Origin of the sequence: Tardiphaga sp. 20_F10_N6_6 (genome assembly GCF_052076045.1) — a bacterium.
Lineage (GTDB): Bacteria > Pseudomonadota > Alphaproteobacteria > Rhizobiales > Xanthobacteraceae > Tardiphaga > Tardiphaga robiniae.
Map to the genome: position 1 here is coordinate 3,596,413 of NZ_CP197239.1, position 14,740 is coordinate 3,611,152.

Here is a 14,740-nt window from a genome sequence, read left to right on the forward strand (position 1 = left end):
CTCTAGCCTTCAACCTATGGACGCCGAGGCGACAGTGTCGTGGTCCCTCCCCGCGCAATTGCGCGGCGCGCTGAAGCTTTGCCGGTCTGCATGGACGCAAACCGCCCGTCTTGCGCTCGACGTCGCACTGCCGACGCTCTGCGTCGCCTGCCGGGAACCCGTCGCCGGCGAAGGCGTCTGCGCGGCTTGCTGGGGCAAGCTGTCCTTCATCGCGCCGCCGTTCTGCAGCCGGCTCGGCATCCCCTTCGTCTACGATCCCGGCCCGGGCATCCTGTCGATGCAGGCGATTGCCGATCCGCCGGCCTATCACCGCGCCCGCGCCGCCGTGCGCTATGACGATGTCGCCCGCACGCTGGTGCATCAGTTGAAATATCATGACCGGACAGACCTCGCGCCAATCATGGGTCGCTGGATGGCGCGTGCGGGGAAGGATTTGCTCGCGGATGCCGATATTCTGGTGCCGGTGCCGCTGCACTGGCGGCGCGGCTTCAGTCGGCGCTTCAACCAGTCCGGGGCGCTGGCCCAGGCAATCGGCCGGCAGAGCGGCGTTGCGATATCCCGCGACGCCTTGCGGCGAATACGCCCGACCGAGCACCAGATCGGCCTGTCGCGCACCGAGCGCGCCAGCAATGTCCAGGGCGCCTTCAATGTCCCGCCTGAACGCCGGGCTGAAATCCAGGGGCGCCGCGTCATTTTGGTCGACGACGTGCTGACCTCGGGTGCCACGACCGACGCCTGCGCACGGGCGCTGCTGCGCGCCAAGGCGGCCCAGGTCGATGTGCTGGTCTTTGCGCGGGTTGTGGAGGCCCACAAGGTCCCCATATAATCAGACACTTCCCTGCGAACCGGAGCACCAGATGGCCGCCGCGATTGAAATCTACACCCGCCCCGGCTGCGGCTATTGCAGCGCCGCGATCTCGCTGCTCCGGCGCAAGAAAGCTTCATTTACCCATTTCGACACCGCGACCGATCCGAAGCTGCGCCAGGAAATGTTCGACCGCACCTATCCCGGCGCCACCTTCCCGCAGATCTTCATCGATGGCACCCTGATCGGCGGCTGTGACGATCTCTATGCATTGGACCGCGAAGGCAAATTTGACGCCATGATCGCAGGCGAGAAGGCCACCTCATGAGCCAGACATCTCCGACGTCCGAGCCCCAGACCTTCACCGCCGCCATGGTGCAGATGCGCACCGGCCTGCTGCCGGAGCCGAGCCTCGAACAGGGCCGGCATCTGATCCGCGAAGCCGCGCTCGCCGGCGCCGACTATGTGCTCACGCCGGAAGTGAGCAACATGATGCAGCTCAATCGCACGGCGCTGTTCGAACATCTGCGCCCGGAGGAAGACGACCTCTCGCTGAAGGCCTATCGCGCGCTCGCCGCGGAGCTGAAGATCTACGTGCATATCGGATCGCTGGCCGTGCTGGCCAACCCCGAACGCGCCGCCAATCGCTCGTTCCTGATCGGACCGGACGGCAATGTCCTGGCGAGCTACGACAAGATCCACATGTTCGACATCGACCTGCCGAACGGCGAGAGCTATCGCGAATCCGCGAATTATCAGCCGGGCGAGACCGCCGTCATCTCGGATCTCCCCTGGGGCCGCATCGGTCTGACCATCTGCTACGACGTCCGCTTCCCGGCGCTGTACCGCGCATTGGCCGAAAGCGGCGCGTCTTTCCTCACCGTGCCCTCGGCGTTCACCCAGAAGACCGGCGAGGCCCATTGGCACACGCTGCTGCGCGCTCGCGCCATCGAGACCGGCTGCTTCGTCTTTGCGGCCGCGCAGGGCGGCGTACATGAGAACAAGCGTGCGACCTATGGTCACTCGCTGATCATTGACCCGTGGGGCGTGGTTCTGGCCGAAGCGACCGGCGTCGAGCCGGGCTTCATTCTGGCCAAGATCGATCCTGCGAAGGTGACGGAAGCGCGCAAGACCGTGCCGTCCCTGCAGCACGGCCGCCGTTTCAGCGTCAGCGATCCCAAATCGGGCCCAGACTATCTGCACCTTGTCCGGCAAGCGACATGATCCGTTACGACCTACGCTGCGAGAAGGGCCATGCTTTCGAAAGCTGGTTCCAGAGTTCCGGCGCCTATGACTCCCAGGTGAAGCGCAAGCTGGTGAATTGCCCGAATTGCGGATCGGTGAAGGTCGAAAAGGCCATTATGGCCCCGCGTATCGTGGGCAAGAGCAAGAATCGCCCGGCACCCGCCCCTGACGCCGGTTCCGAAACCACAGCCCCGCTGATGATGGCTCCGCAGGAAGCCGAACTGCGCGCCAAGCTGAAAGAACTGCGCGATCACGTTACCAAAAACGCGGACAATGTCGGTGAAAGCTTCCCGACCGAAGCTCGCAAGATGCATTATGGCGACATCGAACATCGTCCGATCTACGGCGAAGCGACGCCGGATGAAGCACGGTCGCTGATCGATGAAGGTATCGAGGTGACTCCGCTGCCTGTCCTGCCCAGCGATCGGAACTGAGCGCAACCTCCGCTCACCAGCAATCTTGTGCGCGTTTCGACTCATCCAAACTGCGCCGTCGGTACATGATTCCGAAAGCTTCCCACATACGGCAACTTTGTGGCGTTCGAGTCACAGGCGTGCACAATCGCTTTGTTAGCCCTTGAGACATGGCAAAACTCGCCTAACTTATAAGCAAGTGCCTGAATATGAGTCGCGCGATGCACTCAGATCGCATTGCGCGATTTCGGACCTGGATGTGTCCTGAAGGCTATAGTGCTGATGTTGAGTCGCGATCGGAAAGACGCGTTCCGTTACCACCTTAGGAGCATCGCGACCAACAGGACGGCCGACCAGCAAGGAGAGAGGGATCATGTACAACGATTCTCTGTTCAATGCGTTCGCTAGAAGTTACGAAGCCCGAAGTGAGACGGACATGTCGATGTCCGAGTATCTGGAATCCTGCAGAGGGGACCCGATGCGATATGCGAACGCGGCGGAACGCCTACTGGCGGCGATCGGCGAGCCTCAAATGATAGACACGGCCAAGGATCCACGCCTTGGCCGTATTTTTTTGAATCGTACCATCCGTAGCTATCCAGCCTTTGCCGGCTTTCACGGCATGGAAGATACGATCGAACGCATCGTCGCCTTCTTCCGCCACGCGGCGCAGGGTCTCGAAGAGCGCAAGCAGATTCTCTATCTGCTCGGCCCGGTCGGCGGCGGCAAATCATCGCTTGCCGAGCGCCTCAAGGCCTTGATGGAAGTCCATCCCATCTATGTGCTGAAAGCCGGCGACGAACTCTCTCCGGTTTATGAAAGCCCGCTCAGCCTGTTCGATCCCGACACGCTCGGCCCGATGATCGAAGAGAAATACGGCATTCCGCGCCGGCGGCTTACGGGTCTCATGAGTCCGTGGTGCTATAAGCGGCTCGAAGCTTTCGGCGGCGACATCTCGCAATTCCGCGTCGCCCGCATCCAGCCGTCGCGATTGCGCCAGATCGCCATCGCCAAGACCGAACCCGGTGACGAGAACAACCAGGACATCTCCTCGCTGGTCGGCAAGGTGGATATCCGCAAGCTCGAAATCTTCGCCCAGAACGATCCCGACGCCTACAGCTATTCCGGTGGCCTCAACCGCGCCAATCAGGGCGTGCTTGAATTCGTCGAAATGTTCAAGGCGCCAATCAAGATGCTGCATCCGCTTCTGACGGCGACGCAGGAAGGCAACTATATCGGCACCGAAAACATCGGCGCCATCCCGTTCACCGGCGTGATTCTCGCTCACTCCAACGAGTCCGAGTGGCAGAGTTTCAAGGCCAACAAGAACAATGAAGCCTTCATCGATCGTATCTGCGTCATCAAGGTGCCGTACTGCCTGCGCGTCACCGAAGAACAGAAGATCTATGAGAAGCTCATTCAGGGCTCCGAACTCGCCACCGCACCTTGCGCACCGGCGACGTTGGAAACCCTGGCACGCTTCTCCGTGATGTCGCGGCTGCGCAAGCACGAAAACTCGACCACCTTCGCCAAGATGCGGGTCTATGACGGCGAAAGCCTGAAAGAGTCGGATCCGAAGGCCCGCAGCGTTCAGGAATACAAGGACGCAGCCGGTGTTGATGAAGGCATGGACGGTGCCTCGACGCGCTTCGCGTTCAAAGTTCTGGCCGCAACCTACAATCACGACACGTCGGAGATTGGGGCGGATCCCGTCCACCTGATGTATACGCTGGAGCAGGCAATCCGCAGGGAGCAGATGCCTGATGAAGTCGAAAAACGTTATCTCGAATTCATCAAGGCCGAGCTGGTGCCGCGTTATGCGGAGTTCATCGGTCACGAAATCCAGAAAGCCTATCTGGAATCCTATTCGGACTACGGCCAGAACCTGTTCGATCGTTACGTCGACTATGCCGATGCCTGGATCGAGGATCAGGACTTCAAGGATCCTGACACCGGACAATTGCTCGATCGCGAATTGCTCAATCAGGAACTGAGCAAGATCGAAAAACCGGCCGGAATCGCCAACCCCAAGGACTTCCGCAACGAAGTCGTGAAGTTCTCGCTTCGCTCGCGAGCACAGAACGGTGGAAAGAATCCGACCTGGACGAGTTATGAGAAGATCAGGGAAGTCATCGAAAAGCGCATCTTCTCTCAAGTTGAAGATCTGCTTCCGGTGATCTCCTTCGGATCGAAGAAGGACGGCGAGACCGAGAAAAAGCATGACGACTTCGTCGCGCGGATGATCGTTCGCGGTTACACCGAGCGCCAGGTTCGCCGTCTCGTCGAATGGTATATGCGCGTGAAACAGGCCGGCTGACGCAAGGAGCCAACATAACGTGGCCATGCATATCGTCGATAGACGCCTGAACCCGAGCAGCAAGAGTCTTGAGAACCGCCAGCGGTTCTTGCGACGCGCGAAAGCTCTGGTTCAGGGAGCCGTCAAGAAAGCCTCCCAGGACCGCGACATCAAAGACGTCCTGGAAGGTGGCGAAGTGTCCATCCCGCTCGACGGGATGAACGAGCCCCGCTTTTATCGCGAAGGCGGCATTCGCGACCGGGTGTTGCCCGGCAACGTGAAATTCGTGGAAGGTGATTACCTTCAGCGGCCGCAATCGAAGAGCGGCAGATCGAACGATGCCGGTGAAGGCGACGGCGAGGATGCATTCCGGTTTGTGCTCAGCCGGGAGGAGTTCGTCGACATGTTCCTCGACGACCTGGAACTGCCGGATCTTTCCAAGCGCAAGCTGGCCGAAGTCGAAAACGAAGGCCTGCGCCGCGCCGGATATACGACGTCCGGTTCGCCTGCCAATATCTCGGTCAGCCGCACCGTACGCTTGGCCATGGCACGACGGGTTGCACTGCAGCGACCGCGACCCGAGGCCATTGCACAGTTGGAAGCTGAACTGGAGCATTGCAGTGACGAGCGCCGCCCCGAATTGCTGGCAGAGATCACGCGGCTGAAATCCAAGATGCGGCGGATTCCGTTCATCGATCCCATCGACATCCGCTATCGCCGCTTCGAGAACGTGCCGAAGCCGGTGGCGCAGGCGGTGATGTTCTGCCTGATGGACGTCTCCGGCTCGATGTCCGAGCACATGAAGGATCTCGCCAAGCGGTTCTACATGCTGCTCTATGTCTTCCTGACGCGTCGCTATCGCAAGGTCGAAATCGTCTTCATCCGTCACACCGACCGTGCCGAGGAAGTCGACGAGCAAACCTTCTTCCACGGCCCCGCGTCGGGCGGCACGCTGGTTTCCAGCGCACTGCAGGCCATGCATGAGATCGTGCAGTCACGCTATCGCCCCGCCGACTGGAATATCTATGCCGCACAGGCCTCGGACGGCGACAACTCCTATGCCGACGGGGATCTCTCCGGTCGCCTGCTCAAGGACATGATCCTGCCGGTGACGCAGTTCTTCGCCTATCTGGAAGTGGGCGAGAGCGGCAGCCACCCATTCGAAATGTCGGAATCCTCACTGTGGACGCTGTATCAGCGGCTGCGCGCGGAAGGTGCACCGCTGTCGATGCGCAAGGTCAACGACCGCAGCGAGATCTTTCCGGTGTTCCACGACCTGTTTCAACGTCGCCAGGCCAAGGAGAGGGTGGCTCCATGACAGACCGTCTCTACGAAGGCGCGGACTGGGACTTCACCACATTGCAGCGCATCCACGATGCCTGCGAGGAGATTGCCGAAAAGGAGCTCGGCCTCAACGTCTACCCGAACCAGATCGAGGTCATCACCGCCGAGCAGATGCTGGACGCTTACTCGTCCGTAGGCATGCCGCTGTATTACAAGCACTGGTCGTTCGGCAAACAATTCGCCCATCAGGAAGCGTCCTATCGCAAGGGCCTGATGGGTTTGGCCTATGAGATCGTTATTAACTCGTCGCCATGCATTTCCTACCTGATGGAGGAAAACACGGCGACGATGCAGACGCTGGTAATTGCCCACGCCGCTTTCGGCCATAATCACTTCTTCAAGAACAATTATTTGTTCAAGCAGTGGACCGACGCCGACGGCATTCTCGACTATCTCGATTTTGCCAAGGGCTATGTGGCGCAGTGCGAGGAAAAGCATGGTCGCGCAGCGGTGGAGCAGACACTCGACGCCGCGCACGCGCTGATGTCGCACGGCGTCGATCGCTATCCCGGTAAGAAATCGCTGGATTTGCGGGCCGAGGAAAAACGCGCCAAAGAGCGCCGCAATCACGAAGAAACTTCGTTCAACGATCTATGGCGCACGGTGCCGACGGGGCGGACAAAGAGTGCCTCACTGCTCAGCGCGGAACGTCGCCGTGCACTGCTCGGCCTGCCGCAGGAGAACCTGCTATATTTTCTGGAGAAATCCGCACCGCGCCTGAAGACTTGGCAGCGCGAACTCATCCGCATCGTTCGGCACATCTCGCAATACTTCTACCCGCAAGGTCAGACCAAGGTGATGAACGAAGGCACGGCCACTTACGTGCACTATCGCATCATGAGCCGGCTGCATCAGACCGGACAGATCTCGGACGGCAACTTCCTGGAATTCCTGCAATCGCACACCAATGTCGTGTTCCAGCCGAATTACGACGACCGGCGCTTCTCGGGCTTCAACCCCTATGCGCTCGGCTTCGCAATGATGCAGGACATCGAAAAAATCGTCACCGATCCGACCGACGAAGACCGCGCGTGGTTTCCCGATATCGCCGGCAAAGGCGATGCAATGGCGGTGCTGCGCGATATTTGGGCCAACTACCGCGACGAGAGCTTCGTCAGCCAGTTCCTGAGCCCACGACTGATGCGCCACATGCGGATGTTCCACCTGCATGACGACCCGGCCGTGTCGGAAGGCATCCGCGTCGACGCCATCCATGACGAGCGTGGCTATCGCCGCGTCCGACGTGTGCTGGCGCGTCAGTACGACGTCGGCCTGATCGATGCGAATATCGAAGTGGTGGACGTCGACCTCGCCGGCGATCGCCGGTTGATGCTGAAGCATTCGGTGCTCAATGGCGCCCTGCTTAATGAGCCCGATGCGAAGCGGGTGCTGCAGCATCTCGCCGATCTCTGGAGCTACGACGTCTCGCTTGCCGAGGTCGATGCCTCCGGCCTGGTGCTCAAGGAACATGTCGCCCATCCTCGCGTGATTGCTGCGGCCGCCTGATCGATCCCTCTCCGTTTCCTCCCGCAAACTCCCCTGCCCGGCTTGTCGCCGGGCGGGGACTTTCGCTCGGACGAAATATAGGGTAGGGGACTATCCTATGTCGCATCTCACCGCTAACAAGACCAAGCTGCTCGCCCGGGTCCGTCGGCTCGCCGGCCAAATGGCCGCCATCGAGAAGGCCATCACCGAAGACGCCGGCTGCGCCACGATTCTACATCAGGTCGCAGGCGTGCGCGGCTCCGTGAGCGGGCTGATGGATGAACTGATCGAGGACCATGTCCGCGAGCATGTCGCCCATCCCGGTCTCAGCGCCGACGACCGGGCGGCCGGCGCCGAAGAACTCGTCGCCGCTATCCGGCGTTACGCGAAATAAGGACCGGCAGTATGCGCCCCCACGACATCGACCACCTGTCCCACGAGCACATGTTTCTGGGCGACAATCACGACGAGAACACCCGCCGCACGCTGTGGGTGGTCGTCCTTACGGCGCTGATGATGGTCGGCGAGATCGTTGCCGGCACTGTCTTCAACTCGATGGCGCTGCTGGCTGACGGCTTCCACATGGCGACACATGCCGTGGCGCTCGCCATTGCTGCGGGCGCTTATGCCTATGCGCGCCGCAACGCGCATAACCGCCGCTTTACTTTCGGCACAGGCAAGGTCGGCGATCTCGCCGGCTTTGCCTCCGCATTGGTGCTGGCGATCATCGTCATCGGCATCGCCGTCGAATCCGTGCAGCGGCTATTCAATCCGTCCACAGTCGCCTTCGGCGAAGCCACGGTGATCGCCGTCATCGGCTTGATCGTGAATATCGCCAGTGCGTTTCTGCTGAGCGGCGGGCATCATCACGACGGTCATGACCACGACCATCACCACGACGCGCATCATCACGACAACAACATGCGCTCCGCCTTCATGCATGTGCTGGCCGATGCGCTGACCTCGGTGCTCGCCATCGCCGCGCTGCTAGCCGGCCGCTATCTGAACTGGGTTTGGCTCGATCCTGTGATGGGCATCGTCGGCGGCATCGTCATCGCCGCCTGGGCGTGGAATCTGCTGCGCGACACGGCGGCCGTGTTGCTCGACACGTCAGATCCGCATCTGGAACAGGAAATCCGCGATGAGGTCGAGCGCCCCGGCGACGCCCGCATATTCGACCTCCACGTGTGGCGCGTCGGCCCCAGTGCGCATGCCGCGATCGTCGGCTTTGCCGGCGGAGCCAGCACAGAGACGGTGCGGCAGCGCCTCGCGGCCGTGCATGAATTGCAGCACGTGACTGTGGAAGCGCGCTAGCGTCGGACGCACATCTCCCGCGTTACGAGCCATGCAGCGAAGCGGGTTGGCATTCGCAGCATGGCTGATTAACCTGACGTCATCATCGCCAGCCAAATGGCGGGGCGTGCCAATTGCGGCGCGCAAAAAACGTCTGGGACGGACATGCAAGGACAGATCGCGCCGGACACCTCAACGCCGGCCACCCGCCATGAAGTTCTCTACGGCGAACGCGTCGTCACCTGTTTCTCCGATCGCCCGTCGACCCTCGACGCCATGCTGCGCGCCGCAGTCGCGCGGAAGCCTGATGGCGTTGCGCTGGTGCTCGGCGAAAAACGCGTCACCTATGCGGAGCTCGACCGCGTCGCGGAGAATATCGCTCGCAATCTGATCGCCTCCAGCTTCAAAAGGGGCGAACGCATCGCGATGCTGCTCGGCAACTGCCTGGAATTCATCTTCTGCGCGCTCGGCGCCGTCCGCGCCGGCATGATTATCGTCCCGCTCAATACGCGGCAGCGCGCCCCCGAGATCGACTATGTGCTGCAGCAGTGCGGGGCTTCAGCGCTCGTCTATGACGCCGACTGCGAGGCCAACCTGCCCGCACCGCGCGCGGACTTGCGCAATCAGTGGGTGGTCGGCAGCGGCCGTGCGCCATCGTTTGCGGAGCTGACGAAAGATGCGCCTGCCGCTGCGCTTCCCGAACTCCATCAGGAAGACACCGCTTTTCTGCTCTATACGTCAGGCACCACAGGCAACCCGAAAGGCGCGATGCTCACCCATGCGAGCATCATCCATTCGCTGCTCAACTTCCAGCACGGCTATGGCCTGCACGACGGTGACGTCACCATGCTGGCGGTGCCAGCATCGCACGTCACCGGGCTTGTGGCATTGATCCTTGCGACCATCAATGTCGCCGGAACGACGGTCATCCTGCCGACCTTCAAGGCACCGGAGTTTCTCGCTGTCGCGGCACGCGAGCGCATGACCTACACACTAATGGTGCCCGCGATGTACAATCTCTGCCTGCTGCAGCCGGACTTCGAGACCCACGACCTCACGGCCTGGCGCATCGCCGGCTTCGGCGGGGCGCCGATGCCGGAAGCGACCATCACGCGCCTCGCGCAGGTGCTGCCTAAGCTTAATCTCTGCAATGCCTATGGCTCGACCGAAACCACCTCACCCGCGACGATGTTTCCGCCCGGCTCGCCCGTCAGCAAGATCAATTCGGTCGGACGCCCGGTAACCGGCGCACATATCATCATCGCTGATGACGATGGCCACGAGGTGCCGGCCGACCAGGACGGCGAATTGCTGATTGCCGGCGCAATGGTCGTACCGGGCTATTGGGACAATCCGGATGCGACTCGCACCGGCTTCGTCGGTGGCTATTGGCGCTCCGGCGATATCGGCCGCATGGACGCGGACGGCTATGTCTATGTGGTCGATCGCAAGAAGGACATGATCAATCGCGCCGGCTTCAAGATCTACTGCACCGAGGTCGAAAACGTGATGTCACATCATCCCGCCATCGTCGAAAGCGCAGTGGTGGGCAAACCGGATCCGGTGCTCGGCGAACGCGTACACGCCTTCGTCTACAGCCCCGATGGCGGCAACGAGGCCGACATCCGCAAATACTGCGCGGAGCGACTGTCCGACTACAAGGTGCCGGACACCATCACCTTCCTGAAGGAGCCGCTGCCGCGCAACGCCAATGGCAAGATCCTCAAGACCGAACTACGCAAGATGATGGCGAGCTGATCACCAAGCGGCGACAGCACCATCCGAGCGCGGGTCCGTCGCGCCTTCGAGCACGCCATTGGCGTGCAGCACGATGGCGCCGGCATGGCCCATGGTGCCGGTATAGCTGCCGAGCACCTCCACCACGTGACCGGCATCCCGAAGCTGCTGGATCAATGCGGGATCGAAGCGATCCTCCACCTTCAGCGTGACGCTCTCGTCGCCCCAGGTCTTGCCGAGCAGCCAGCGCGGCGCGGTCACGGCCTGCTGCAGCGGCATGTTGAACATGCCGTAGCGCGAGAACACCGCAGACTGTGTCTGCGGCTGACCTTCGCCGCCCATATTGCCATAAACCATGCGGCGACCGTCATCGAAGATCGCCATCGCCGGATTGAGCGTGTGGAATGGCTTGCGGTTCGGTTTCAGCGCATTCCAACCGCTCTCCTGCAGACGGAACGAGGCGCCACGATTCTGCCAACAGATCCCGGTGTCCGGCAGCACGACGCCGGAGCCGAACTCGAAATAGACCGACTGAATGAAGGACACCGAACGGCCCTGTCCGTCGATGACGCCGAGCCAGATGGTGTCACCGGGCTTGCGGATATGCGGCCAAGGAAGCGCGATTTTGCGATCGATATGACGCGCCAACTCGTCCAGCTTCGCGTCGTCGAGGAAGGATGCGGGATCCACCGTCATGTGATCGGGATCGCCGACATGCTCGTCGCGGACGATGAAAGCCTGCTTGGTCGCCTCGACGAGGCCGTGAATGTGATCGAAACCTTCGGCCTGGGTGACGCCGAGCCGATCGAACATCGCGAGGATCATCAGCGACGATAGACCCTGCGTCGGCGGCGCCATGTTGAACAGCTGCGCGCCGCGCACCGTGGTCGACAGCGGCGGACGCTCGGTGGCTTGATGGTTCTGCAGATCGGCCCCGGTGACGGGCGATGCGACCCTGGCGAGGTCAGCGGCGATCGTGTCGGCCAGCTTGCCGTTGTAGAAACTCTCGAAGCCCTCGGCGGCCAGATGCTTCAGCGTCGCGCCGAGCGCCGGCAGCTTCATAATATCGCCTTCGGCCGGCGCCTGCCCGTTCGGCATGAAAGTCCCGGCGAAATTCGGCTGGTCCTTCAGCTCCGCGAATTTCTCAGACGTCAGTTCGGACTGGCTGCGCGTGACGACGATGCCATTTTCGGCATAATAGATCGCACTTTCCAGCAGCCGCTCGCGCGCCATCGGCTTCTGCCAATGCTGCGAGACATCCAGCGCTTTCTGCCAGCCGGACACAGTCCCGGCGACGGTGTTGGCGGCGAGCGGTCCGCGGAACGGAATCGCCGAAGCGCCTTTCGACGCATAGTAAGCGAGATCCACCGCTGCGCCGGCGCGGCCGCAGGCATCCACCGTGATCGGCGCCTTACCGGGCTCGGCGATCAGCCAGAAGCCGTCACCGCCGATGCCGGTCATGTGCGGATAGACCACTGCGAGCGCCGCCGCTAAGGCGATCGCCGCTTCAACGGCGGTGCCGCCGTCCTTAAGGACGTCGAGGCCGGCCTGCGACGCCAAATGATGCGGCGAGGTCACCATGCCCCGTCGCGCGCGCGGTGTTTCAAGCATTCGTCGTCTCCAGAACTCGTGGCATGCCAGCTTTGTTTGGCGCAGTCGTAACGCGTCCAGCCGATGATTCAAGCCTTTCGGGCGACGATCTCGCCGTCCCGCGCAACCAGCCGGCCGTTCTTGTAGACCGCGCGGCGTCTTGGCAGATCGACCACGGCCTGCGGCACGTGCGGTGCATCAATGGCGACGAAGTCGGCCTTGGCGCCGACGCGGAGGCCGTGATCTTCCAGCCGCAGCGCTTTCGCACCACCGGCCGTGACGATGTCGAAGGCCAGCATCAAATCTTCGTCGGTGTTGAAGCCGGAGCGATAGCCGATCATCATGGCGCGGCCGAGCATGTCGCCGTCGCCATAGGGCCACCAGGAGTCCCGGATGTTATCGCAGCCACCGAACACGGTGACGCCGGCCGCGCGCAGCAGCTTCACCGGTGGAAACGGCCGCGCACCCGGCGCATTGGTCATGATGGCGACGCCGCTCACTGCCAGCAACTCGGCTGTTCGCTGCACGACATCAGGAGCGACATCGCCGAGCGAATAAGCGTGGCTGACGGCGACGTGGCCCTGCATGCCCAGCGCCTGCGTGCGCGAGCAAATCTGTTCTATCTCGAAAATGCCGAGCATCGAGGGATCGTGCAGATGGATATCGACATCAATGCCGCGGCGCTCGGCGATGCCGAACACCACATCGAGATGTTTCTCGACATCGCGGTCGAAGCCACCGGGATCGAGACCGCCGATCACGTTCGCGCCGAGATCGAAAGCAGCATCGAGCAGATCCGGCGTGCCCGGACTGCGCAGGATGCCGCTTTGCGGGAAGGCGACAAGCTGGATATCAATGAGGTCGCGATGCGCCTCGCGCACGGCGAGGATGGTCTCCAGCGATGTCAGGCCGACCGAGCCATCGACCATCACATGGCTGCGCATGCGCGTGCTGCCGTGACCGAGGCAAAGCTCAAGCTGGCTCTGCGCGCGCTCGGCCATCGGCGCGGCCTTGGCCATGTTGTCGGCCTGGATGGCGACGCGCTCCTGCACGTTGAAGCCGTTCGAATAAGGCACATGCGGCCGCCAGACGTCGCCGTAGAAACTGGTGTCGAGATGGATGTGACCTTCGACGAAGGACGGGATCACAAGCGTGCCGCCGAGATCGACGGTCTCTGCGGTTGTCGGTGCGGGATTACTACCGGATGTGACCGAGGTGATATGGCCGCCGCTGACGGCAATCGTATTGAGGCTGCCGTCGGCGAATTTCGCCCGCGTAAAAATTTTGTCGATGTCGCTCACGCCAACCTCTCGGACTGATCTTCTGCCGTGAGGTTACAGGAGGACGGCGCAGCATGCATCCGCATGCCGGCCGCTGCATGGCCGATACGCGGGTCAGCTTTCGCGCGCAGCCTTGATCAGATTATCGCGCAGCGTAGCAACGCCCTGCTGCATCTTCTTGAATTCGTCGGGCTCAAGGCCGGATGCCTTGACGAGATTCATGGTCAGCCCCTTCTCGCGCAGCCGCCGGCCTTCGTCGGTCAGGCTGATCACCACCTGCCGCTCGTCCCCGGGATCGCGCTGCCGGCGCAGATAGCCCATCGCTTCGAGCTTCTTCAGGATCGGCGTCAGCGTGTTGGACTCCAGAAACAGCTTTTCGCCGAGGCTGCCCACGGTCTGCCCGTCCTCCTCCCACAGCGCCACGATGGCGATGTACTGGGTGTAAGTCAGACCGAGCTTTTCGAGGATCGGCTTGTAGGCCCGGCCATAGGCCAGATTGGCCGAGTAGATCGAAAAGCAAAGGAAATCCGACAGTTTCGGCCCGGCCTGCTCGGATTTGACCGATTTTAGCTTGCTTGATGACATGTTCGCACTCCCGTCAGGACACGAGAACGTGACCTGTCGCATCCATATATATCGGGCGCGATTAAATCGGAAGAGTTGACAGAAGGATTGGAGCCGTTATTTGTATCGCACTCGATTACATCGAGCACGATACAACTAGGAGCTACAACCATGACCACGACCACCATTGAAAAGGTTCTCTACACCGCCCAGACCCACACCACCGGTGGCCGCGATGGCGCCTCGCGAAGCTCCGACGGCCGGCTCGACGTCAAGCTGTCGCCTCCCGGCTCGGCCGGCGCCGGCACCAATCCCGAGCAAATGTTCGCGGCAGGCTGGTCCGCCTGCTTCATCGGCGCCATCGGGCGCGCCGCCGGCAATCTGAAGGTCAAGCTGCCGGCCGACGTTGCCGTCGACACCGAAGTCGATCTCGGCACCACCGGCGGCGACTTCTTCCTGCAGGCTCGCCTCAATGTCAGCCTGCCCGGCCTCGCGCCGGACGTCGCGCGCCAGCTGGTCGATGCCGCGCATCAGATCTGCCCTTACTCGAAGGCAACGCGCGGCAACATCAATGTCGCGATCAACCTGATTTAGCCCTCGCGTCTCTCACAATTCCTCCGCGGACCGCCCACGGTCCGCGGATCATCGCACCGATAACGGCGCCCGCCTTGGTGACCCGCCGATTTCA

Annotated in this window: 14 protein-coding genes; 11 read left to right on the plus strand and 3 right to left on the minus strand. The window is 61.8% G+C overall.

Annotated features, from left to right (window positions below; translation table 11 throughout):
• Positions 1–16: 16 nt before the first annotated feature.
• From AB7813_RS17380 to AB7813_RS17425, 10 genes are all read left to right on the plus strand, one after another.
• Entirely contained in the window at positions 17–826 is an 810-nt protein-coding gene (locus AB7813_RS17380) for a ComF family protein (RefSeq protein WP_439089170.1), read from the plus strand.
• Between the two features lie 31 nt (positions 827–857).
• Complete coding sequence (grxC, locus tag AB7813_RS17385; protein WP_441228246.1) at positions 858–1,133, plus strand: glutaredoxin 3; 276 nt, start codon at positions 858–860, stop codon at positions 1,131–1,133.
• Positions 1,130–2,029, plus strand: a complete 900-nt coding sequence (locus AB7813_RS17390; protein WP_120287340.1) for a carbon-nitrogen hydrolase family protein — start codon at positions 1,130–1,132, stop codon at positions 2,027–2,029. Before grxC ends, AB7813_RS17390 begins: the two co-directional genes overlap by 4 nt.
• Positions 2,026–2,484 carry a DUF1178 family protein gene (locus AB7813_RS17395; RefSeq protein WP_089267700.1) on the plus strand — a complete coding sequence of 153 codons (459 nt, stop codon included), beginning with the start codon at positions 2,026–2,028 and terminating at the stop codon, positions 2,482–2,484. The genes AB7813_RS17390 and AB7813_RS17395 overlap by 4 nt, the downstream gene beginning before the upstream one ends.
• Before the next feature lie 352 nt (positions 2,485–2,836).
• The gene (locus tag AB7813_RS17400) at positions 2,837–4,780 is read left to right on the plus strand and encodes a PrkA family serine protein kinase (protein WP_089267701.1); all 1,944 of its coding nucleotides are present in this window, start codon (positions 2,837–2,839) and stop codon (positions 4,778–4,780) included.
• A gap of 25 nt (positions 4,781–4,805) precedes the next feature.
• On the plus strand, positions 4,806–6,077 hold the full coding sequence (locus AB7813_RS17405) for a YeaH/YhbH family protein (RefSeq protein ID WP_439065914.1): 1,272 nt from the start codon (positions 4,806–4,808) through the stop codon (positions 6,075–6,077).
• On the plus strand, positions 6,074–7,609 hold the full coding sequence (locus tag AB7813_RS17410; RefSeq protein ID WP_439065169.1) for a SpoVR family protein: 1,536 nt from the start codon (positions 6,074–6,076) through the stop codon (positions 7,607–7,609). The genes AB7813_RS17405 and AB7813_RS17410 overlap by 4 nt, the downstream gene beginning before the upstream one ends.
• 97 nt (positions 7,610–7,706) lie before the next feature.
• Positions 7,707–7,982, plus strand: coding sequence for a metal/formaldehyde-sensitive transcriptional repressor (locus AB7813_RS17415; RefSeq protein ID WP_231078968.1), 276 nt, complete (start codon positions 7,707–7,709; stop codon positions 7,980–7,982).
• 11 nt (positions 7,983–7,993) lie between these two features.
• Complete coding sequence (gene dmeF, locus AB7813_RS17420) at positions 7,994–8,902, plus strand: CDF family Co(II)/Ni(II) efflux transporter DmeF (protein ID WP_439065170.1); 909 nt, start codon at positions 7,994–7,996, stop codon at positions 8,900–8,902.
• A 144-nt stretch (positions 8,903–9,046) separates the two neighbouring features.
• Positions 9,047–10,639: a class I adenylate-forming enzyme family protein gene (locus tag AB7813_RS17425; protein WP_439083941.1), complete on the plus strand. Its 1,593-nt coding sequence runs from the start codon at positions 9,047–9,049 to the stop codon at positions 10,637–10,639.
• On the opposite strand, the gene AB7813_RS17430 is transcribed toward AB7813_RS17425, so the two are convergent.
• The 3 genes from AB7813_RS17430 to AB7813_RS17440 form a co-directional block, all read right to left on the minus strand.
• The gene (locus AB7813_RS17430; protein WP_439083940.1) at positions 10,640–12,229 is read right to left on the minus strand and encodes a gamma-glutamyltransferase family protein; all 1,590 of its coding nucleotides are present in this window, start codon (positions 12,227–12,229) and stop codon (positions 10,640–10,642) included.
• Positions 12,230–12,297: 68 nt separating this feature from the next.
• On the minus strand, positions 12,298–13,509 hold the full coding sequence (locus AB7813_RS17435; protein ID WP_439083939.1) for an amidohydrolase family protein: 1,212 nt from the start codon (positions 13,507–13,509) through the stop codon (positions 12,298–12,300).
• A gap of 93 nt (positions 13,510–13,602) precedes the next feature.
• Positions 13,603–14,073 carry a MarR family winged helix-turn-helix transcriptional regulator gene (locus AB7813_RS17440; RefSeq protein WP_231078961.1) on the minus strand — a complete coding sequence of 157 codons (471 nt, stop codon included), beginning with the start codon at positions 14,071–14,073 and terminating at the stop codon, positions 13,603–13,605.
• A 150-nt stretch (positions 14,074–14,223) separates the two neighbouring features.
• On the opposite strand from AB7813_RS17440, the gene AB7813_RS17445 reads away from it, so the two are divergent.
• The gene (locus AB7813_RS17445; protein ID WP_439083938.1) at positions 14,224–14,646 is read left to right on the plus strand and encodes an organic hydroperoxide resistance protein; all 423 of its coding nucleotides are present in this window, start codon (positions 14,224–14,226) and stop codon (positions 14,644–14,646) included.
• Positions 14,647–14,740 lie beyond the last annotated feature (94 nt).

Coding starts and splice junctions, on each gene's coding strand:
- AB7813_RS17380 (WP_439089170.1), top strand. CDS start 17: ATGGACGCCGAGGCGACAGTGTCGTGGTCCCTCCCCGCGCAATTGCGC.
- grxC (WP_441228246.1), top strand. CDS start 858: ATGGCCGCCGCGATTGAAATCTACACCCGCCCCGGCTGCGGCTATTGC.
- AB7813_RS17390 (WP_120287340.1), top strand. CDS start 1,130: ATGAGCCAGACATCTCCGACGTCCGAGCCCCAGACCTTCACCGCCGCC.
- AB7813_RS17395 (WP_089267700.1), top strand. CDS start 2,026: ATGATCCGTTACGACCTACGCTGCGAGAAGGGCCATGCTTTCGAAAGC.
- AB7813_RS17400 (WP_089267701.1), top strand. CDS start 2,837: ATGTACAACGATTCTCTGTTCAATGCGTTCGCTAGAAGTTACGAAGCC.
- AB7813_RS17405 (WP_439065914.1), top strand. CDS start 4,806: ATGCATATCGTCGATAGACGCCTGAACCCGAGCAGCAAGAGTCTTGAG.
- AB7813_RS17410 (WP_439065169.1), top strand. CDS start 6,074: ATGACAGACCGTCTCTACGAAGGCGCGGACTGGGACTTCACCACATTG.
- AB7813_RS17415 (WP_231078968.1), top strand. CDS start 7,707: ATGTCGCATCTCACCGCTAACAAGACCAAGCTGCTCGCCCGGGTCCGT.
- dmeF (WP_439065170.1), top strand. CDS start 7,994: ATGCGCCCCCACGACATCGACCACCTGTCCCACGAGCACATGTTTCTG.
- AB7813_RS17425 (WP_439083941.1), top strand. CDS start 9,047: ATGCAAGGACAGATCGCGCCGGACACCTCAACGCCGGCCACCCGCCAT.
- AB7813_RS17430 (WP_439083940.1), bottom strand. CDS start 12,229: ATGCTTGAAACACCGCGCGCGCGACGGGGCATGGTGACCTCGCCGCAT.
- AB7813_RS17440 (WP_231078961.1), bottom strand. CDS start 14,073: ATGTCATCAAGCAAGCTAAAATCGGTCAAATCCGAGCAGGCCGGGCCG.
- AB7813_RS17445 (WP_439083938.1), top strand. CDS start 14,224: ATGACCACGACCACCATTGAAAAGGTTCTCTACACCGCCCAGACCCAC.